Annotated in this window: 17 protein-coding genes; 15 read left to right on the top strand and 2 right to left on the bottom strand. The window is 63.7% G+C overall.

Annotated elements, in window-relative coordinates; translation table 11 throughout:
- Positions 1 to 64: 64 nt before the first annotated feature.
- The gene (locus tag AB0H43_RS13525) at positions 65 to 556 is read right to left on the bottom strand and encodes a hypothetical protein (RefSeq protein WP_359999608.1); all 492 of its coding nucleotides are present in this window, start codon (positions 554 to 556) and stop codon (positions 65 to 67) included.
- Positions 557 to 914: 358 nt separating this feature from the next.
- Here AB0H43_RS13525 and AB0H43_RS13520 point away from each other — a divergent pair, with 358 nt between their 5' ends.
- From AB0H43_RS13520 to AB0H43_RS13470, 11 genes are all read left to right on the top strand, one after another.
- A complete protein-coding gene (locus AB0H43_RS13520) occupies positions 915 to 1,547 on the top strand; it encodes a hypothetical protein (protein ID WP_359999607.1) in 633 nt (210 codons plus the stop codon).
- Positions 1,544 to 2,446 (top strand): DNA methyltransferase, encoded by a 903-nt coding sequence (locus AB0H43_RS13515; protein ID WP_359999606.1) that lies wholly within the window; start codon positions 1,544 to 1,546, stop codon positions 2,444 to 2,446. The genes AB0H43_RS13520 and AB0H43_RS13515 overlap by 4 nt, the downstream gene beginning before the upstream one ends.
- A gap of 100 nt (positions 2,447 to 2,546) precedes the next feature.
- A complete protein-coding gene (gene dcm, locus AB0H43_RS13510; RefSeq protein WP_359999604.1) occupies positions 2,547 to 3,056 on the top strand; it encodes a DNA (cytosine-5-)-methyltransferase in 510 nt (169 codons plus the stop codon).
- A gap of 199 nt (positions 3,057 to 3,255) precedes the next feature.
- The gene (locus AB0H43_RS13505) at positions 3,256 to 3,888 is read left to right on the top strand and encodes a hypothetical protein (RefSeq protein WP_359999602.1); all 633 of its coding nucleotides are present in this window, start codon (positions 3,256 to 3,258) and stop codon (positions 3,886 to 3,888) included.
- Positions 3,885 to 4,943, top strand: coding sequence for a site-specific DNA-methyltransferase (locus AB0H43_RS13500; protein ID WP_359999601.1), 1,059 nt, complete (start codon positions 3,885 to 3,887; stop codon positions 4,941 to 4,943). The genes AB0H43_RS13505 and AB0H43_RS13500 overlap by 4 nt, the downstream gene beginning before the upstream one ends.
- Positions 4,940 to 5,227: a helix-turn-helix domain-containing protein gene (locus tag AB0H43_RS13495; protein WP_359999600.1), complete on the top strand. Its 288-nt coding sequence runs from the start codon at positions 4,940 to 4,942 to the stop codon at positions 5,225 to 5,227. Before AB0H43_RS13500 ends, AB0H43_RS13495 begins: the two co-directional genes overlap by 4 nt.
- The gene (locus tag AB0H43_RS13490; RefSeq protein WP_359999599.1) at positions 5,224 to 6,687 is read left to right on the top strand and encodes a site-specific integrase; all 1,464 of its coding nucleotides are present in this window, start codon (positions 5,224 to 5,226) and stop codon (positions 6,685 to 6,687) included. The genes AB0H43_RS13495 and AB0H43_RS13490 overlap by 4 nt, the downstream gene beginning before the upstream one ends.
- A 569-nt stretch (positions 6,688 to 7,256) precedes the next feature.
- Complete coding sequence (locus AB0H43_RS13485; RefSeq protein ID WP_359999598.1) at positions 7,257 to 7,709, top strand: DUF4262 domain-containing protein; 453 nt, start codon at positions 7,257 to 7,259, stop codon at positions 7,707 to 7,709.
- Between the two features lie 291 nt (positions 7,710 to 8,000).
- Positions 8,001 to 8,639 (top strand): hypothetical protein, encoded by a 639-nt coding sequence (locus AB0H43_RS13480; RefSeq protein ID WP_359999597.1) that lies wholly within the window; start codon positions 8,001 to 8,003, stop codon positions 8,637 to 8,639.
- A 114-nt stretch (positions 8,640 to 8,753) separates the two neighbouring features.
- A complete protein-coding gene (locus AB0H43_RS13475; protein ID WP_359999596.1) occupies positions 8,754 to 10,085 on the top strand; it encodes an ATP-binding protein in 1,332 nt (443 codons plus the stop codon).
- Positions 10,086 to 10,174: 89 nt separating this feature from the next.
- Positions 10,175 to 10,591: a very short patch repair endonuclease gene (locus AB0H43_RS13470; RefSeq protein WP_359999595.1), complete on the top strand. Its 417-nt coding sequence runs from the start codon at positions 10,175 to 10,177 to the stop codon at positions 10,589 to 10,591.
- Here AB0H43_RS13470 and dcm (AB0H43_RS13465) read toward each other — a convergent pair.
- Positions 10,549 to 12,462, bottom strand: a complete 1,914-nt coding sequence (gene dcm, locus AB0H43_RS13465) for a DNA (cytosine-5-)-methyltransferase (protein WP_359999594.1) — start codon at positions 12,460 to 12,462, stop codon at positions 10,549 to 10,551. The two genes, AB0H43_RS13470 and dcm (AB0H43_RS13465), sit on opposite strands and share 43 nt — an antisense overlap.
- Positions 12,463 to 12,986: 524 nt before the next feature.
- Here dcm (AB0H43_RS13465) and AB0H43_RS13460 point away from each other — a divergent pair.
- From AB0H43_RS13460 to AB0H43_RS13445, 4 genes are read left to right on the top strand one after another with little or no spacing between them, the layout of a single operon-like run.
- A complete protein-coding gene (locus AB0H43_RS13460; protein WP_359999593.1) occupies positions 12,987 to 14,450 on the top strand; it encodes an ATP-binding protein in 1,464 nt (487 codons plus the stop codon).
- A 20-nt stretch (positions 14,451 to 14,470) separates the two neighbouring features.
- On the top strand, positions 14,471 to 17,248 hold the full coding sequence (locus AB0H43_RS13455; RefSeq protein ID WP_359999592.1) for a Z1 domain-containing protein: 2,778 nt from the start codon (positions 14,471 to 14,473) through the stop codon (positions 17,246 to 17,248).
- Complete coding sequence (locus AB0H43_RS13450) at positions 17,245 to 18,249, top strand: PD-(D/E)XK motif protein (RefSeq protein WP_359999590.1); 1,005 nt, start codon at positions 17,245 to 17,247, stop codon at positions 18,247 to 18,249. The genes AB0H43_RS13455 and AB0H43_RS13450 overlap by 4 nt, the downstream gene beginning before the upstream one ends.
- Entirely contained in the window at positions 18,246 to 20,249 is a 2,004-nt protein-coding gene (locus tag AB0H43_RS13445; RefSeq protein WP_359999589.1) for an AIPR family protein, read from the top strand. The genes AB0H43_RS13450 and AB0H43_RS13445 overlap by 4 nt, the downstream gene beginning before the upstream one ends.
- Positions 20,250 to 20,385: the final 136 nt, after the last annotated feature.

The following is a 20,385-nucleotide window of genomic DNA, read 5'->3' as shown; positions in this document are numbered from 1 at the left end:
GGTTGATCGCTTCACAACACCGGGACGGAGAAGAGGCCCGGCCTGCCGCGGCCGGGCCCATCGGTTATTCGTCGGCCGCGAAAGGGCCGTTGGTGTCGTACCAGTCGATGAACTTGCTAACCGACCCACCGAAGTCGGCGCGGATGCGGTCATGGATCGCCCGCTGGTCGTGGCCCTGCATCCATTCGCCACGAACGACAGTCTCGCCGCAGCCGCAGCGGCAGGTGGCCTCGTCGACCGGGTCGGCCAGGTAAAGCACCGGAAACCGGCTGGTGGACTCAGCCGGGTCCGGGTTGCCGACGAACTTGTCATGAACGGGATCGCCGGGCCGAAGGATGTCGCCCTTGAACGCTCGCCGGTCAGCCTCGTGCTGCCATTCCGTGATTCGGATAGCCATCACGGTCAAACCGCCCGCTACGACGACGGCGTAGCGTTCCTGCTCGGCGCGCTGGTTGAGCCGCCACCAACCGCGGGCGGCGTCGTAGACCTCCTTCTCAGTCATAGTCGGATCCCATCCGGCGTGCTGACGCGGCAGGAATGAGTGCGAACCCTGCACGTCCCCAACGTACGTGCGCTGACCCAGCTTGATACGCAGCAATCTAGAACCCCTTCTGGTTAATGGCCGTTCGAAATAAAGACCATAGAACCACCTGCCTGTCTTTAGCGCAAGAGTCGATCAGGCTTAGAGGGTGCTGGCAGTAGATCCATACCGGTGCAGGCCTAAGAAGCCCGGTGGTTGGGGCGGCAAATTTGAGAACGGCGCAGGTCACCTGCGAAAGGACACGGTTCTCAGCTGGCCTCAGCGATCTCGACGGCTCCGTTGTCAGCCTGACAGGCCGTTCGGTGGCGCTGACAGGGACGCCTTTAGGGAACGTCAGCGCGCTCAGATCCAGCCCGCGAGGGCCACCCCACGTATGACCACACCGCATTCCCCCAGCGGTGACTTCGACGTCACCGCCGGTGATCCGCCCGTGCCACTGGCCACGTGGCGGACACCCCGCGATCCCGCGGCCCCGCCGCATCACGTTCCCGAGGCGCTCGCGGCCCGGCTGTGCGCCGCCTACAGCCACCCCGGCGATCCGATCATCGACATGATCGGCGAACCGTCGGTCGCTGCCGCGGCAGCCGCCTACGGCCGCCATCACCTTCCCGCCACCGTCCACGACCTCATTCACCTGCTACCGGTCGAGCAGCCCATCGCCGCACTGGTCCTGCTGCGCTGGCCCCCGATCCCACCCGTGCCCGACCGCGTCACCGTCGAGCACGTGATCGCCGGGGTCCGGTGGCTGCTGCGTCCGGGTGGCTGCCTGGCCGTGCTCGCCGACCTGACGGCCGGCCCGGTCAATCTCGGCACCATCGTCGGCGCTGCCGCCCGGCACGGGCTGCGTTACCTGCAGCACGTGGTCGCGATCGACGCCGACATCGTCGGCGACCGCCTGACCACCGACAGCGTCCCGGTTCCTCCGGCCCGCCACGCTCGCGTCCACCGGGACGTTCTGGTGTTCACCCGCCCCCGTCCTGACGATGTGGATCGGGGTGCGCCATGACCAGCCCGGTACCACAGCTGCCCCTGTCGGTGTGGCTCACCGCGCAGAAGACCTCCCGCTGGCAACGCCACGGACGCTATCTGCCCGACTCTGTCCGCCACCCGGCACGGATGCTGCCCGCCATCGCCGCGCACGCCATCACCACTTACACCCAGCCCGGCGACCTGGTCCTCGACCCCATGTGCGGCATCGGCACCACCCTCGTCGAAGCCATCCATCTCGACCGGGACGCCATCGGCGTCGAATATGAAACCGCCTGGGCCAGCCTGGCCATCCGCAACATCCGCCACGCCGCCGACCAAGGCGCCACCGGAACCGCCACCGTCCACACCGCAGACGCAACCCGGCTCACCCAGCTGCTGCCTGCCGACATGTTCGGCCGGGTGGCACTGGTGGTTACCTCGCCGCCGTACGGTCCCGCCACACATGGGCAAGTCAAGCCCGAGCACGGCCACGGGATCGCCAAAACCCACCACGCCTATGGCGATCCGCACGACCGGGTTAACCTCGCCCACGCCGGCCGTGACCTCGTCGACGGATTCACGCAGATCCTGGCCGAATGCGTCACAGCGCTGCGGCCCGGAGGGATCGTCGCGGTCACCGCCCGCCCGTTCCGCCGCAACGGCACGCTCATCGATCTGCCGTCCCAGGTCGTGCAGGCCGGTGTTGACGTCGGCCTACAACCGGTCGAACGATGCGTCGCCCTGCTCGCGGCCCTCCGCGACGGCCGGCTCATCAGCCGGGCCAGCTTCTTCCAAACCCACCTCGTCCGGAAGGCACGGGCAGCAGGCGTCCCCATGCAGCTCCTGGTGCACGAAGACGTCCTCATCCTCCAAAAGCCACATAACGCTCAAATGCCGTCGGCGACGCCAGCCGGAACGCGCCGGGGCCGCCCATGACTGCCACACAACACCCAACCGCCTCGCACGGGGACGCCCCAATAGCGAGTCCACTCCCGGCCCATCACAACGGCCTCACCACCGATGCCCGGCGGGTGGCGTGAGTGCCACGACCCAGCCCGCGCAGCTCACAATCGGCAGCCTCTGCACCGGATACGGCGGCCTCGACCTCGCTGTCGAAGCCGTCCTCGGTGCCCACCTCGTCTGGTACGCAGACAATGACCCCGCCGCCAGCCGCGTCCTGGCCGCCCGCTACCCCAACCTGCCCAACCTCGGCGACATCACCACCATTGACTGGACGACCGTCCCCCCTGTCGACGTCCTCACCGCAGGATTTCCATGCCAGGACATCTCCAACGCCGGCCGCCGAGCCGGCATCACCGGCAGCCGATCCAGCTTGTGGACCACCGTCGCCCAAGCCATTCGCACGCTACATCCGGCGATCGCGTTCGTGGAGAACGTGGCCGCCCTCCGGACCCGCGGCCTCGACACCGTCGTCGGTGACCTGGCCCAGGTCGGGTACGACACACGCTGGCTTTGCCTACGCGCATCCGACATCGGCGCCCCCCACCGCCGCGACCGAATGTTCCTGCTGGCCCACCGCCAGTGAGCAACCTGGCGGGCTCCTGCCGACCCCGTGCGCCCGTGACGGCAAAGGCGCCGGACACCAGACCGCCAGCCTGCCCAACCTGATCCGCGACACACCCGGCCTGACCCAACCCCCAGCCGCCGCACCGCCCGACGACCACCCGACCACCCCTGCAGAAGACCCGGGTCTGAACCCGCCGGCCCCACGCGGCCAACCGCTGTTGCCCACACCGCGGGCCAGCGACACCGGCAGCCCCGGCCGCGCCGCCGGCCCCGGGTTCCGGCCGCCACTGTCCCAAGTCGTCCTCCCCCTCGCACAGCAGAGTCTCCTGCCTACCCCGCGAGCGACCGACGGCACGAAAGGATCCCCAGGGCAACGCGGCTCCGCTGGAGACCTCACCCTGCCGTCCGCCGCGATCCAGCTCCTGCCCACACCGACGGCCGCAAGGCACGGCAGCAACAAGACCCGATCACCGGGAGCCACCCTGCGCCCCGGCCTGGACTCGATCAACCGGCTCCTCACCACAGCCACCAGCCCAGGCCGCGCCCTTGCCAACCAGGCGACCAACAGTGCGGGCTGGGGCAGGTACAGTGCCGCGATCGCCCGCTGGGAGGCGGTTCTTGGCCGGCCCGCACCCGCCGCGACCCAACGCGGCAGCACCGGCACCCCGGTGCTCGCGCCAGCGCTCGTGGAATGGCTGATGGGCCTGCCCGAAGGCTGGGTCACCGACCCCCACATTGGCCTTGCCCGAACCGCCGCGCTGCGGGTGCTCGGCAACGGCGTCGTGCCGCACCAAGCCGCCATGGCACTGCGACTGCTGCTGTGCCCACATCGCTGGCAGGACCGGCCATGAACGGTGCCGAATCCTACCTCTACCACCAGTCCGACAAGGTGACGCTCTACCTCGGCGACGCCCGGCAAGTCTTGTCCGTGATGCCGACGGCCAGCGTCGACTGCGTAGTCACCTCACCGCCGTACTGGGCGCTGCGGGACTATGGCACCGGCGCCTGGCACGGCGGCGACCCCCGGTGTCCACACACCACGCCACCAGCGTGCCGTAGGTGCACCGCCATCTGGCGCGACCCCCAGCAGGGCCTCGAACCTACCCTCGACGCCTACCTCGATCGTCTGCAGACCGCATTTGACGAGATCGCCCGCGTGCTGACCCCCTCGGGAACAGTCTGGCTCAACCTCGCCGACGCCTACACCTCCAGCCGGCGGCGGCTGCCCGGCACCGGCAAACCCGCCGGCAAGCAACTGCTCGGCGTGCCATGGCGGACGGCGCTACGGCTGCAGGAGCACGGATGGATCCTGCGCAACGCCATCATCTGGGCCAAAACCAACCCGATGCCGTCGTCGGTCAAGGACCGATTCACCACCACCTACGAGCACCTGTTCCTGCTCACGCGACACCAGCGGTACTGGTTCGACCTCGACGCCGTCCGCCCGTCTCCAGGCCAATCCTTCGCCACGGCCGTCAGGCCCACCGCCGCAGACCAGCCCGACACGGCAGGCCGCACCCGCCACGGCGTCAAAGCCAGCAAACACGACCACCCATCCCTGCCCGCTGCCGCCGCGGGCACGAACTTGCGCCCCACCGGATCCCGGCACACCGCCGCCCACCGGCTCGGCCGCAACCCCGGCGACGTCTGGACGCTGCCTACGCGCCCCTACCACGGTGCCCACGTCGCCCCGTTCCCCATCGACCTGCCGCTTCGCGCCATCGCCGCCGGCTGCCCACCCGCAGGCGTCGTCTGCGACCCCTACTCCGGCACCTCCACCACCGGCCTGGCCGCCCTGCGACTCGGCCGCACCTACATCGGCATCGACATCCACCCCGATCACCATGACCAGGCCCTGCAACGCATGGGCCGCCCGCCCACCAACCCCTCAAGGAGATCACCGTGACGACACCATGGACACCTGAACGCATCCGCGCCCTAGGCGTCATCACCGACCTGATCACCGCCGGCCAGATCCTCGGCATCAGCCGCAACCTCGCATACCGGCAGGCCCGAACCGGCACCTTTCCTATCCCGATCCACCGGGTGGGGCGCACCTACCGCGTCCGCATCAGCGACCTGCTCGCCTACCTCCACATTCCCCTGGAGGCCAGCGGACTTGATGATCACATCAACCCAAGCGTCGATCCATCCGCAACGATCACCATCGATCGAAGGGATTCGACGTGAGCCAGGGAGCCATCAAGAAGCGCTGCGGCTGCCGCGACCAGCAGACCGGAAAGGCGCTCGGCGCCAAGTGCCCCAAGCTCAAGCGTCGCGGCGGGGCGTGGAGCACCGACCACGGCACCTACCACTACCAGCTCGAATTGCCACCCGCCCCCGGCGACGTCCGCCGGATCCTGCGCCGCGGCGGCTTCGCCACCGCCACCGACGCCGGCAACGACCTCGACCAGGCCAAAACTCTGCTCGAGCTTGCGGGCAACGACTTCGACGCCCGCGAAGACGTTGTCTACCTCCTGCTCGCCTGCCGCAGTGGCACACCGCTACCCACCGCCGCCGACCTCGCCCATAACCTTCAAGCAGGGGTATCAGTCACCGGCGGGCCGACCATAGCCGACTTCCTGTCCGAATGGATCATCCGCCACAACGTCGACGACAACACCCGCCGCGGATACCAGACGCACATCACCAACTACCTGATCCCGCACCTCGGGCACATCAAGGTCGGCGACCTCAAAGTCCGGCACATCCGCAAAATGTTCGACGCCCTCGACGAACGAAACAGCGACATCCTCGACGCCCGCGCCAGCCGCCACCCCGAAATCCGCGCCAGCGTCCGCGGCATCCGTACCCTCGGCCCCGCAACGTTCCAGCGCATCCGCGCCACCCTGCGCGCCGCGCTCACCGCCGCCGTCAGCGAGGAACTAGCCACCTTCAACGCCGCCCAGCGGTTCAAACTCCCCCAAGGCGACCGACCCCGGCCCCGTGTGTGGACCAAAGCCCGAGTCGCCGAATGGCTGCGCACAGGCGAGATCCCCAGCCCTGTCATGATCTGGACCGTCGAACAGACCGCCCAGTTCCTCGACTACATCGCCGACGACCCGCTGTACGCGCTCTACCACCTCATCGCCATGCGCGGCCTACGCCGTGGCGAAGCCGCCGGCCTACGCCGCACCGACCTCAACCTCGACCACCACCAGCTCACCGTCACCAACCAGATCGCCCAGCACGGCTGGGAACCCATCCAGAAGAAGCCCAAGAGCGACGCCGGCGACCGCGAAGTCGCCCTCGACACCCTCACCGTCGAAGTCCTCCACGAACACCTACAGCATCAGAAGGAACTCGCCCGGCTGCGAGGCTTCGCCTGGCACGACACCGGAATGGTCTTCACCGACACCGAAGGCCGACCGCTTCATCCCGCCGCCATCACCGCCAAGTTCAAGAAACTGGCAGAAGCCGCCGGACTACCCCCGATCCGGCTGCACGACCTGCGACACGGCGCCGCAAGCATCGCCCACGCCGCCGGCGTCGACATCACCACCATCTCCAAGCAACTCGGCCATTCCTCCATCCAGATCACCGCCGACACCTACACCGAGGTCTTCACCGAAGTCGACCTCGCCGCCGCCGAAACCACAGCAAACGTCGTCCCGCTACGCCGGCGTGCCCAGCTCGGCAAGGCCGCGTAGCACGAACGAGGCCCGGGTGGGGAGCATCTGCTCTCCACCCGAGCCCCACGGCCGACGAAGCGGCAGTCAGCTAGGTGACGAACGCCTAGGTTGGGGATCGGGGACTGCGGCCTCGAACACCTGACGCGCCGCGCGCTCAGACCGATATGAACGTCCCGCGGAGGGCCCTCCGCGAATCCAGACGTGGCCACGAACGAAGGTGTCACCGTCGTAGAACAATCGAAGGCTAACGCCGTCACGTTCGAGGTGAACCTGACGTTTGTGTCGCATGGCGATCGCGGTATCTATGCCATCGGCCTCAGCGATGTCGCGAAGCCATGCCTCGCGTGCCCGCTGTTGAGCGGGTGTGAGGTCCTCGGGATTCATCCTCGGCTCCTAACTTCCCAGAGTTGTGAGCAAGTTGGCTCCGCCGAGGTGCGCATTCTCTGCGCAGTCTCCTTGCGGCAGCTTACCGGGCCTAGGTGGCAGGTGGCCTGCCGCAGGAAACGAGACCTCCCGGGTGTAGTCTGGCCTGCGCCTCCAAAGCTCGGAGGCGCAGGTATGAGGTCGGACACTCTGGAAGAGGATTGATGGTCTCCCGCGCGCAACGTGATCAATACGCTGCTCAGCTGCGGCAGGTCATAGCCGAACACGGCTGGGCCATCCAGATGGTTCATGGAGATCTGCAGGACCCTCCGTTTTCCTACACCGTAGGTCTGACCGAAGCTGGACTTCCCGAGTTGATCATTCTGGGCCTCCCGACGAATGTCGCGGGCCAAATCCTCAATAAGCTGGCTCGGCAGTCCCTGGAATCAGAACTCGACGTCGACGCCCGCTACGATCTCCCCAACGGCGATGCCACCTTGCCTTACCTGATCGGTTCGGTCAGCACAGCCAACGTGCGGCGCTATCTTAAGCTGGCAACCGTGCTCTATGACCGTCATCGGATTCGGGCGCTACAGGTCATATGGCCCTCCAAAGAAGGCCGGTTTCCGCAGGACCCTGGCTGGGATCTTCAGAAGGTGCAGCCGGTCCTGGCATGACAGCTGGTGCACCCTCCGCGGATACGCTGGTTGAGGCGTGTGCTGAGGCCATGCCGATGTTGGGCCTGCTCCCTCAATTTCAAACCGAGGCGGAATCACTTGTCGCCGAGCTCCGGGCCGGATCGCCTCACTCCAATGGAGACGCACTGCCGCATCTCCGTCGCCTGCGGCACCTCCTAATGGAGGGTACAGATCATCCGGTGGCAGCGATTCTCGTGGACCGCATGGGCCGGTTCCTCGACGATGGCATCGGCGGGCTGTTCTTCTGAACCGGGTGGGAGTATCACCCCCATGATCCCACACTACGAAGTCGAAACGACGATAGAAGTCGGCTCTCCGCCCAAGCGGCTGTCACCTGAGACTGTCGTTCACGGTTTCGAGGCCATCCGTGACTACGAACCCTTGCTCGACTTATCGTGGGCGGAGGTCGATGAGTGTCTCCGAGCCGAAGAAGCCTGGCTGGAGTATGCGGCGTCGGCCGACAACGAGGCCAGTTTCGACGAGATCCTTTCGTCGGCGCACGGGCGCGGGCTGCCGCACGAAATCTCCGAAGATCCGGAGGAGCCAGACTTCGACGAGCTATTCCGATACCTGGACATCGGAGTTGCCGGACTTGTGTACGCGCTGTCTGCCGCCGGGTACGCAACCTGTTCAAGCTGCCGGGGTCATCCGGGTATAAGTCGGCCTCCTCAGGTCGGCTTCGGAACCGAGCCGGAACGCCTGTCCCACCTCATCCCGTATGTCGAACGGTCGGGCTGCGGCATGGAGGTCAGCGGAGGAGTTGCCTGGATCTACAGCAACTCGGTAACAGCACTACACGCCCTAGCGCAGATGCTGTTCGACCACCGCGCGCACTTTGAGAGCATGGCTCGACCCCCATGGCTCGACGCAGCCCTAGCGCTCCTCGAGAGAGACGACAGCGACGAGTAACCGGGCCGTGACGAGTCGACCGTTCGCCACACCGACCGACGTGCCTGACTGGAGCGGGCGATGTCAATGTGAGATCCTGGTCTCCGTCCGCATCTACTGTCTTGGGGGATTGCGATGCTCGAGACCCGACCTCGCTTCAGCGTCACGCCATCGGCTTCGCGCCTGACCCGTTCACTGCGCGACATCGGCTACGACTTCGCGCCAGCCGTTGCGGACATCATCGACAACAGCATCGCCGCTGGCGCGAGGCGCGTCGATGTGGAAATCGAATTCGACGGCCCGGACTCCTACGTCATGATCACCGACGACGGGGCCGGCATGACCGCCGGGCAACTAGACGAGGCACTCAGATTCGGCACCCGTCGAAGCTACGGAAACGGCGAGCTGGGACGCTATGGCCTCGGGTTGAAAACTGCATCGCTTTCGCAATGCCGCAGTCTGACCGTCGTGAGCCGGACCGGAGAACGAAGCAGGGCCCGCTCTGTCCGAACACTGGATCTTGACCTCATTGACGAGGTAGATGACTGGATCGTGGTAGATCCGCCCATCGACCCGAGGATCTCTCGGGCGAAAGCAAAGCTCCTCGACGGCCCGGGTACGGTCGTCCTTTGGCGAACTCTGGACAGGGTTCTTCCCGAGCGTCGACCGGAAGGGGCGTGGGCGCGCAGACGTCTCGAAAATCTCGCTGAGCGCACAGCCGTCCACCTCGCGATGGTCTTTCACCGGTACCTCGAAGGTGGATCTACGACTTCCGTTCAGATGACCGTCAATGGTTTGAAGGTACAGCCGTGGAATCCGTTCGCCCCGGGCCAGCGAGCCACGAAGGCCCTTGCCCCGATGACCTTCGAGTTGGCCGTGGGCGATGCCTCCGGGATGGTCAGGCTGGAACGCTACATCCTGCCAGCGCGTGACCAGTTCAGTTCGCCCGCCGAGTTCGAGCGGCTCTCGGGCCCGATGAACTGGAACCGCCAGCAGGGCCTGTACATCTACCGGGCGGACCGGCTGGTGCAGTGGGGTGGCTGGGCAGGCATCCGCGGGATTGATGAGCACACGAAACTAGCCCGGGCCTCTCTGGACTTCGGGACAGAGCTAGACGAGGCGTTCAATATCAACGTTGCGAAGATGCGGGTGAGCTTGCCTTCGCAGATTCGTCAGATGCTCGAGGATCCCTTGAGCGAATTGTGCACCAGAGCCGACGACGCCTATCGCAAGACGGCGCGCCGCACAGGTGAGACACCTCGCACGGTTATTCCTGGCCAAGCCGAGCGGCCGGCTGCGCAGACCGCGGTCGAGCTGCCGCCTCAGCACGCCGTCCTCGGCGACATCGGCCTTGCCCTGCGCGCAGCCGCCATGCAGGCTGGAGAGTACGCTGCGTTCAAGAAGATCATTGCAGCACTGAACGAGACAGCTCCCGATGTAGCTGGGGGTCTCGGACTGACAGGGTGAGCTAACGAGTGCCTGCCGTAAATTCCCCCGGAGGAAGCGAGCCCACAAGGCGTCACCCGACGGCGCTCAATGAAAGTGTGGCCCGGCAGATGAGCAGGATGCCACGTGCATCCACCCGACCTGAGGTAGCCGTACGGCGGGCCATGCACCGGCTGGGTTTGCGCTTCCGGATCCACCAGCGGCTACCCGGCCGACCCGATATTGCTCTTACCCGTGCTCGCATTGCCGTGTTCATCGACGGTTGCTTCTGGCATCGTTGTCCGCAGCACGGCACCTCTCCACGCAACAACGCGGAGTGGTGGCAAGCGAAGCTTGGGACCAACGTCGCTCGCGACCAAGCCGTGAACACAAGCCTCAGGGAGCTCGGCTGGGCTGTCATCCGCGTCTGGGAACACGAGGATCCGGACGAGGCCGCGGCAAGGATCCGCGAAGCGTGGCTGGAACGGCTATCCGACCCGGCCGGTCAGAAGAAGTCGCCGTCGTCAGACGGCGCCTCGCCCATCTGAGCATCATGGCAGAGCTTCGCCAACGGGCAGGCGAAGCAGTGAGACACCTCGGGCCGGCATACCGAATTGGCGATCTCGACCAACGCCAAGTGCGCCGAGCGGGCCTCGGTCCCGTAGCCGATCATGCGTGCCACCGCCAGACGGCCATCCGTCAGGATGTTGCGTCGGTTGACGGGATCACCCGTAAACCTCGCCGCCACCCGAGCGACTCCTTTGCCTACAATCACCGGTTGCTCTGCGTTGTCCTGGTCCTTAACCGGCACCGCAAGAATCGCCAGATCCACGACAGTTGTGTTCAGGCCCCACGAGGCACGAGCCTTGTCATCTTCCTCGAGCGCTGACGGGTCGTCTTCGAACCTTTCTGCCGTTGCGAGAAGGGCCAGCGCCTTGCTCTGCCGACCCAACCATTTCGCGATCTCGGTAACTTCGTCAGCCGCTGCCAGCGTCTGTTCCGGCGTCGCCCAGCGACGGAGCAAGGGCCACAGGAGGCGGATATGTTCGGCCGGGGCACGGTCGAGCATCAGCTCGCTGGAAATCACCTGCCAACGAGTGTCAGCCTTGAGCCAAGGCACCGCGGTGAGCTGAGTGCCGTCGAACCAGCGCGCCAGTAGTCGGCCGACCTCAGTCGTCGTGTGCGAAACGGTCTTACCGAGATCGAGGCTGGACATGATCGCCTTGCCCAGGTGCTCTCCGAGCAGAGGTGGGACCGCGTTGCCGATCTGTTTGAAGGCGAACGACGGCGGCCCGGCGAATCGAAACCAGTCCGGGAAGGTCTGCAGACGCGCGGCCTCACGGACCGTGAGCGTGCGCGGCTGGTGCGGATGGATAAACCCGTAGCCGTCCTTCGCGATATGGGCCACGATAGTTCGCGAAAGATCATTCGCATCCAGGCGTTTGTACTTGTCGTCGAAGATATCTGCCCGATACCGCCGCATCTCCTCTGGCAGGTCCGAGTAGCGGGTGCTCGCATCCATCATGTCGAAGATCTCGCGATCATCCTCACGAACCGGACGGGTGATGTGATCGAACACCTTGTCGCGATCCGAGGCCCGCACACCTTGACGCATCTTCTTCTGGAACGTGGACTGAGGGCCGCCGTACTTGATGTAGCCCAGTGCCCCGCCCTCAGGTCGCCATCCGCCCTCGACCGGCGGTAGATCGCCGATCGCATTCCATACGGTGGTCCGCTTCTCCGTCATCTTGGGCCAGCCAAAACTGACGTTGCCCGACAGCCCGACGAGGATCAGCCGCTGTCTGAACTGTGGAACCCCGTAGCGGAAGGTCTCAACGACCCTCTCCTCAACGGCGTAGCCCATTTCCTCCAGTTCGTGCACCATGTCACGCAAGATGAACATTTCACGGTCCAGCGCCATGTCCGGCACGTTCTCCATCAGGACTGCCCGCGGCCTGGCCTGCCGGACGACCTCGACAAAGGACCGCCACAGCTCACGGCGCTCATCGTGAGGATCTCTAAGATGCTCGCGGACACGGTGCCGGATCTTCGACCTGCCCGCCTTCGAAAAGGGCTGGCACGGCGGTCCGCCGGCCAGCAGCTCGACTCCAGCGTCACGTACAAGCTGTGCAATCTTGTCGACACGGTCCGGGTCAGCCAAGTCCCAATCCAAGGCCATGCCACCAAAGTGGTGACGGTGCGTCTCGACAGCTTCGCTGAAGTGGTCAGCGGATAGCACGACCTTCCAGCCCGCAGCTTCGAGGCCGAGGCTGAGTCCACCTGCACCAGAAAATAGGTCGGCAGCCAACCGGGCACCGCGGTCGCGGAGCTTTGCTGTCCACGCCAGGAAACGCTTCTCGTCCTCGGTATGGTGTCTGTGCGGCGCGAGCCGAAGGAACGGACCGCGAACAAGCTTCACACCGTACGGTGCCCGCTTGGACTCTGCGTCCCCGTTCAACAACGCCTCCTCATGGCCGCACCCCGATCGCCGCCGTGGCAGATTACCTCGGCGGACATTTGCGCTGACGATGACATACGCGTACGACAACCGTTGCGCAAGGAGAAACGACCAAAAGGTTATATTATCGACCCAAATCGACCTACCGCGGCACTAGTGGCTGATATCTCACTGTACGGACGGCAACGTGCCGACAACCGCACGTTCGGTTCCCGCTCACTCTAGACCCCGTCCGGTCAGACGTCTGCATATCCTGTAGACGTAGTGCACTTCACATCTGACCGGTCCTCTTCACCCGGAGCTTGCAGAGATGTCGAGCCGCCTCACCTCATCTGACTGTCGCGCCGTGCCGCGCCTAAAACTGCGCTGCGTTGCCCGGACTATGCCTCCGGCTTGGATGGCACAGCCGTCCGTTGTTGAGGGGGAGGGCGTCATGACGGCCGCAAGTGGCCCGGTGTCGTCTCGTCTGGCGAGGCTTGCGGCACATGAGCTATGACATCGTCAACCCGGACCCGGCAGGAACCATCGCCTCGCTCCGGGCAATGGGGTACACCATTCAGGCCGCGGTGGCCGACCTCGTCGACAACAGCATCGCGGCAAACGCTCGGCAGATCGACATATGGTTCACATGGGACGGGCAGGAGTCATGGATAGCTATCGCTGACGATGGCGACGGCATGACGCAGACCGGGCTTGTCGAGGCAATGACGGTTGCTGGCCGCGGGTTCGCCACGGCTAGGTCTCAGCGTGACCTTGGCCGCTTCGGCATGGGCCTGAAGAGTGCATCGTTCTCCCAGTCAGGACAGTTGACCGTAGCCAGCGCCGCACTCGCAGGTCAGTGGGCGATGAGAACCTGGAATCTGGGTATTGTGCAGACGTCGGGCGAATGGAGACTTCTCCGCGACACCGATTCGGAGACGGAGGCCATACGACAGCGCGTTCAGAAGCACGATCGCGGAACGGTAGTAATCTGGCGCGAACTGCACCGTTACAACGACATCTCGGAGGGCGCTCGGTCCGAGAAGCAGTTCTATGAGGAGATGCACCAGGTCGAGGCGCATCTTGGCATGGTATTTGCTCGATTTCTGGTGGGCCGCAACCGGCTGCGTATCATCGTCAACGGAGAGAGTGTCGAACCCTGGGATCCGTTCCTCCAGCATCATCCATCGGTGCAACGGCTTCCTGTCGAGGACGCACCTAGCGGCGGCGGTACCGTACGAATCGAAGCCTTCATACTTCCTCATCTGAAGCGTCTGAGCCTGATCGAACAGCAGCAGGCAGCCGGCCCCGCTGGCTGGCTGGATCAACAGGGCTTCTATCTCTACCGGCGCAATCGGCTGATCCTCGCTGGTGACTGGCTTGGCATCCGGGGCTTCCGCCGCGACGACCGGTACAACCTCGCACGGATCGCCGTCGACATTCCCGCCGAGGCGGACAGGGATTGGTCCATCGACGTTCGAAAATCGACAGCCGTGCCACCCACGGGTGTACGACGACACCTGAAGAGGCTAGGCACTGCTGCACGCGCCCGCGCAGCAGAGGTAGTCAGTCACCGCGGCCGGATTGCCGCTCGGACGCATGCGGCTAGCTTCACCTACGCATGGCGCGTAAGCAAAAACGACGGACGGATACGGCTGCGGATCAACCGAGAGCATCCGCTTGTCAACCGAGTGCTATCCGGCAGCGGCGGACAGCGCGACCTGCTCGCGTTGCTGCGTCTGGTGGAGGAAACAGTTCCAGTCGCCACGCTGCGCATTCTCCACGAGACCGATGCCGCCGACGACCCAGAGCCCTTCACCGCGGCATCGGACGACGCCGTACGGGTGGCTGAACGCATCTGCGCCGCCATGGAACAGGAGGGTCTCACGACACACGAGGCCCGACGCCGACTCGCCCTGATGCCACCGTTCGACGAAATGGACGGCTTCTGGCGAGCGACCACCGACTAGTACATCCGGAGACGTGACTAGTGAAGACACCCGATGCCGAGGACGTCGTCAGCCCGGCGATTCGTCTTGTGATGGCCATGTTGCCGCAGGACCGGCAGCCGACGGCCGAAGAAGTACGCGAGAGCGTCGATGTCGTGTGCGTGATGCAACAGAAGCGCGGTTTCCCAGTTGACTACGACCAACTGCTGCGCGAAGTACAGGCCAAGCTCGCAGTATGGCAGGAAGACTCGGTAGGTCTGTCGGACAGCAGGAACCACATCGATTGGCTTCCTCAGGCCGAGGTTGAGAGGCCATGGGAGTTCTGGGAGCGGTACAAGCATTTCCTTCAAGACGTAAAACTGCTTCCGCCTCCGGTGGTACGCCAGCTAGACAAGACCACGGGGCGGATCCTTCGGCAACTCGAAGATCCCCAACGCGCTGGGCGATGGCGGCGCACCGGTCTTGCGGTCGGCCAAGTTCAATCTGGAAAGACCGGGAACTACATCGGACTCGCCTGCAAAGCGGCAGATGCCGGATATAAGCTCATCATTATCCTCGCGGGCATCCATAACAGCCTGAGAAGCCAGACACAACTACGCGTAGATGAGGGCCTCCTCGGCTTTGACACCCAATTCCAATTGCGCTCGGACGAAGCGACTCACAAAATGGGCGTCGGCGCGTTGCCACTCCACAAGCGACTGAAGATCGCCTCGCTTACTAACAGTGCAGAGAAGGGCGACTTCAAGCGGAACGTTGCGAGCAACATCAACCTTCCCGTCGGTGATGTGCCGATCGTTCTGGTCGTCAAGAAGCACAAGAGCATCCTTGAGTACATCCGCAAGTGGATCGTCGAAGTCGAGGGCCAAGAAGCTGGCGACAACGGTGAGAAGCTCGTCTATGACGTTCCGGCCCTAATCATCGACGACGAGGCGGACCACGCTTCAGTCGATACCAGCAAGGAGGACGACACCGACCCAACCAAGATCAATGCCGCGATTCGCAGGTTACTCAACAGCTTCGAAAAGGCAGCATACGTCGGCTTCACTGCCACACCTTTCGCCAATATCTATATCGACCCTGAGGCAGAGCACGACGTCTTGGGTCAGGACCTCTTTCCTATCAGCTTCATTGAGAGCCTACGCGCGCCCACCAACTATCTTGGCCCAGAGAAGATCTTCGGAATCCGCTTCGAGGACTCGGACTCAGATGATGTTCCGGCCTTGCCGGTGACGCGTCCCACGACTGACTACCAAGACTGGATGCCGAGCGGCCACAAGAAGGACTGGGTTCCACCGGACGAGTTGCCCGTGTCACTCAAGCAGGCATTGCTGTCATTTGCGCTGACCTGCGCCGCCCGGCGCGCCCGCGGCCAGGTCACAGAGCACAACAGCATGCTGATCCATGTCACCCGGTTCATCAGCGTGCAGAACCGTGTGAGGGAACAAATTGATGACTACATTGCACTGATAGCGGACCGACTCCGCGATGGCCGCGGGGCCCAAGCCGCCAGTTCCCTCGCACGTCTGCGTGAACTGTGGGAACAAGATTTCGTCCCCACCACGTTGGTCTTCCCAGCGGACGAGGCGTCGCGATTTACGTGGCAACAGATCGAGCCGCATTTACTGCCGGCGCTGCGAAAGATCCAGGTGCGCGCGGTAAACGGTTCAGCTCAGGACGCCCTTCAGTACTACGACAACCGCAAGGCTGGCTTGTCGGTCATCGCCATCGGAGGCGACAAACTCTCGCGCGGGCTTACGCTTGAGGGGCTCAGCGTCAGCTACTACCTGCGGGCATCAAACACGTATGACACGTTGCTCCAGATGGGCCGATGGTTCGGCTACCGCCCCGGCTACGAGGACCTGTGCAGGCTGTATACGACCAAGAACCTACTTAAGGCATACACGGAAATTACCGCTGCGGACAATGAACTGCGCCGGGACTTTGAAGAGATGTCCGCGTTGGGCGAGACGCCCGAGACTTTCGGACTACGCGTGCGTTCTTCGTCGGCTGGTCTTGCTGTGACAGCGCAGAACAAGATGCGTCGCGGTATCAAGGTCAAGCTCAGCTACTCCGGCGAGCTGCCAGAGACGACTACCTTCTCTTTGAAAGCCGACGTTGTCACAGCGAACTTCAAGAATCTCTCAGCGTTCATCACGCGGTTGGACGAACTTGGCTGCTTCGCCGGACGCAGCGGATCGGGGGTCCTGTGGAGTAACGTACCCGCGTCCGAGGTCATCGACGGATTCCTTGAAGGATACCGGCCCGACCGCAGGTCATATCGTGTACGCCCGGCCCTGATATCCGAGTACATCCGCCGTTGCATTTATGTCAATGAACTCACCTCATGGTCGGTCCTTCTTGCTGGAGGTAACGGCTCCCAGATGCCGATCGGGAGCCGGACCGTACCCCTCGTTACTCGAGGTCCCGCCAAGAACAAGCTGCCTGAGGAGGGCCAGTACACGGTCCGCCGCGTGCTCAGCCCATCCGACGAGAGCGTCGATCTCACAAAAGAACAGTTTGACAACGCGCTCGCGGAGACCAAGCTCGTTCGGCAACAGAGCGCTCAACGACGCAACAAGCCGTACGTCGAGCCGACGGTTCCGAGCGGCCAGCCACTGCGCCGGCATCGTAACGTGAACCAGCCACTACTCATCATCTATCCCATTACGCACCCGAGCGAAGGCGAGCAAGAACCCCTACCGCTCATCGGATTCGCGATCAGCTTCCCATTGTCGGAGAACTCAGAAGCGACCGAATACGTCGTCAACACCATCTGGCAGCAGGAGATGAACGACATGGATGCCGGGGACGACGAATGATGGTCACAGAAGCGGACTGGGCGCAGCTCGAAGACGAGAGCCATCCGTCGGGTGTCGTGACACTTCGGTTGTTCCCACGATCGCCGCACGACATCTTCATCGCGGTCCGGCATCCTGTAAGGCAGCGAATGCTCATTCTGCGGGTTCCGGACAGAGCTGCAGAAGAATTTGCACGAAAGCATGGTCAACTGCCGGAAACCCGCGGGCTGCACCTACAGTTCGCACCAGCCCAGCCCGGAACCCGCGAGCTTCAGGTCACCCTTACCGAGAACGTCCGGTGCGAAGTCTTCAACCCGCTCGTCACGGACATGGCCGAGACGGCTCAGTCCGCACCCACTGCCGCTGAGGCACTCGAGACAGCACTAGAACGCTTCAATCAATGGCGGAACCTCCTGCAGACGCTAGCTGTTAGCGGCCTAGACGTGCAGGCACGGAGGGGGCTGTTCGGCGAGTTGTACATTCTGCGAAAACTGCTTCAGGCCGGCGTCGCCCAGCAAGAGGCCCTCAATGCGTGGACAGGACCAAACGGCACAAGCCAAGATTTCCAATTCCCACGCCTAGCTGTTGAGGTCAAGACCGGCACCGCGGTTCAACCCCAGAGCCTTGTTATCGCGAATGAGCGCCAGCTCGACGACACCGGAGTGCGACATCTCGTCCTTAGTCACCTATCACTCGACGAGCGGCGCGGCGGCACAGGACAGAGTCTGCGTTCCCTTGTCGACGAGTTGCGGTCGTTGTTGCACAGCAGCGCCCGTCCGATGCTCGACAACCAGCTAGCCCGCGTCGGCTATCTGGCCGAGCACGTCGACCTATACGAAGAACCGCGGTACACCGTCAGAGCCCTGCGTCTGTGGCACGTCTCAGGCGACTTCCCGCGGATCACCGAGCATGAACTCCGACCTGGTGTCGGCGAGTGCCGGTACAGCATCTCCACCGCCGGACTTGAGCCGTATTCTCTGTCCGAACACGACCTTCTGAGTATGCTGAAGGAGAATGGGTGACGACCGCCGACCGTTCGGAGTACGCCAGGGAGATCGTTGCCGACGTGCTGGCCACTGCCGAGTCCGAGAACGCCTCAGCAGCGGAGACCTTTACACAGCGGGTCCTCGAGGACTTAGAGCAGGGCGGCGAGGTCGAGAATACCTTTACCGCATATCATCGAGCGCGCGGAGTCGAGGCCAGCGGATACGGCGTCAACGAGACGCTGGGGAGCCTAGATCTCTTCGTCACCTTCTTCACCCTCGAACCGCTCACCGAGCGTCTAACCCGGCAGACGGCAGACAACCTGCTGCGCAGACTAAACGCCTTCGCGCGACGATGTACTGAAGGACTTGCAGCTGATCTGGACGAGTCGTCCGACCTACACGACATGTGCCTCGCAGTGGAGAAGGGGCTCAAAGACGCAACGAGGGTCCGGCTCTTCGTACTCTCAAACGCCGAGTACACCGGATCCGCATTCCCCCCGACCGAGATCGATGGTGTGTCTTACACCCATGAGATCTGGGATCTCGCGCGTTTGCATCGCATGGCAACATCAGGGACCCTCAGCGAACCAATTACCGTGGAGTTCCAACCTGTTCTACCGTGCCTGACCGCGACCGAGGCGCAGCGGGACTACTCTGTCCTCCTAGCCATTGTCCCCGGTAAGGACCTAGCCGAGCTCTACAGCCGCTACGGTACGCGCCTGCTGGAGCTGAACGTCCGCTCCTTCTTGCAGACCAAGGGTGGCGTGAACCGCGGCATCCGGGACACACTCCTTAACGACCCGGAACGTTTCCTCGCCTACAACAACGGGATTACGGCGACGGCCGCCACCGTGGAGTTTGAGGATCGACCGGATGGTGGTCGTGGTATCCGCAGACTCACCGATTTTCAAATCGTCAACGGAGGCCAGACCACCGCCTCGATTCACTACGCGCACCGGCGGGACAAGGCGGACCTTCAGCACGTCCACGTACAGATGAAGCTAACGGTCGTTTCGCCCGACCGGCTTCAGCAGATCGTGCCCGAGATCTCGAAGTACTCAAACACCCAGAACAAGGTCACGATAGTAGACTTCAGCTCAAACCATCCCTATCACGTCGCGGTCGAGAAGATCACTCGATCCCTCTGGGCACCCGCGGCGGATGGGAGCGGGCAAGAGACAAAGTGGTTCTACGAACGGGCACGGGGCCAATACGCCGACGCCCTAGCCCGCGAACGCACGCCAGCCAACCAGCGGAAGTTCCGGGCGCTGCATCCCGTCGCACAGAAGTTCAGCAAAGCCGACCTCGCGAAGTTCCTCCACTCTTGGGAAGGTCTGCCACACTTCGTCAGCCGCGGCGCCGAGAAGAACTTCCGTGAATTCATGATGCGCATGGGCGAAGCACCGCCCGACGTTGACATTAAGTACTGCAAACATCTGGTCGCCAAAGCAATCCTTTTCAAGGCTACCGACAAGATCGTGCAGGCGCGGAGCTTCGGCGGTTACAAGATCAATGTCGTGGCATATACCGTAGGCAGACTCGCTTACTCCGCCGGAACGCTGATCGATATGGAGCGCATCTGGCGTGAGCAGCGGCTGCCGCCAGCCCTGGTCGAGGCCATCGACACGCTGTGCGTCGAGGTACACAAGGTCATCGCGAGTCCCCAACCGCAGGGCTCAAATGTTGGCGAGTGGGCAAAGAAGGTCGAATGCTGGAACGAAGTTCTCGCGATCGACTGGGACGTCCCACAGCGACTCGCCGACGAAGCCGCGGGCTCTGACGAGGGCTCGACCGCGATTCACGGTGAAGCTTCGAGGACTGTTGTCACCGAGATCCCAGCCGAGATCTGGTTCGCCGCCTCGAAATGGGCGAAGGAGACCAACCACCTCCAGCCTTGGCAACGGCAGATCGCGTACACGGTGGGCCGGTATCTGACGAATGGCTGGGAGCTCTCTGACAAGCAGCTCATCCAAGCCGAACGTCTGATGGGCGAGGCTCGGCGTCTGGGCTTCGATCCGCAGGTTCCCGGCGACTAGGTGACGGCGGTGTCTCCCCGTGCTCACGCCTTCATAAAGAACATTGCGACAGCGTGATCCTCTTTTGAGCCGTTCGGCAGGCCGAAGACCGCTCCATCCGCCGCGTGAGGAAGCCGGTATCCGCCACTGCTCTCGA

The organism is Hamadaea sp. NPDC050747, assembly GCF_040654195.1.
In the GTDB taxonomy this organism is placed as follows: Bacteria; Actinomycetota; Actinomycetes; order Mycobacteriales; family Micromonosporaceae; genus Hamadaea.
The sequence above is the reverse complement of the archived record's forward strand: the minus strand, read 5'-3'. Positions and strand labels throughout refer to the sequence as shown.

What these genes read in the sequence shown, in the direction of transcription:
- AB0H43_RS13520 (WP_359999607.1), top strand. Translation starts at nt 915, where the DNA reads ATGACCACACCGCATTCCCCCAGCGGTGACTTCGACGTCACCGCCGGT.
- AB0H43_RS13470 (WP_359999595.1), top strand. Translation starts at nt 10,175, where the DNA reads ATGAGCAGGATGCCACGTGCATCCACCCGACCTGAGGTAGCCGTACGG.
- AB0H43_RS13485 (WP_359999598.1), top strand. Translation starts at nt 7,257, where the DNA reads ATGGTCTCCCGCGCGCAACGTGATCAATACGCTGCTCAGCTGCGGCAG.
- AB0H43_RS13475 (WP_359999596.1), top strand. Translation starts at nt 8,754, where the DNA reads ATGCTCGAGACCCGACCTCGCTTCAGCGTCACGCCATCGGCTTCGCGC.
- AB0H43_RS13480 (WP_359999597.1), top strand. Translation starts at nt 8,001, where the DNA reads ATGATCCCACACTACGAAGTCGAAACGACGATAGAAGTCGGCTCTCCG.
- AB0H43_RS13450 (WP_359999590.1), top strand. Translation starts at nt 17,245, where the DNA reads ATGATGGTCACAGAAGCGGACTGGGCGCAGCTCGAAGACGAGAGCCAT.
- AB0H43_RS13500 (WP_359999601.1), top strand. Translation starts at nt 3,885, where the DNA reads ATGAACGGTGCCGAATCCTACCTCTACCACCAGTCCGACAAGGTGACG.
- AB0H43_RS13460 (WP_359999593.1), top strand. Translation starts at nt 12,987, where the DNA reads ATGAGCTATGACATCGTCAACCCGGACCCGGCAGGAACCATCGCCTCG.
- AB0H43_RS13515 (WP_359999606.1), top strand. Translation starts at nt 1,544, where the DNA reads ATGACCAGCCCGGTACCACAGCTGCCCCTGTCGGTGTGGCTCACCGCG.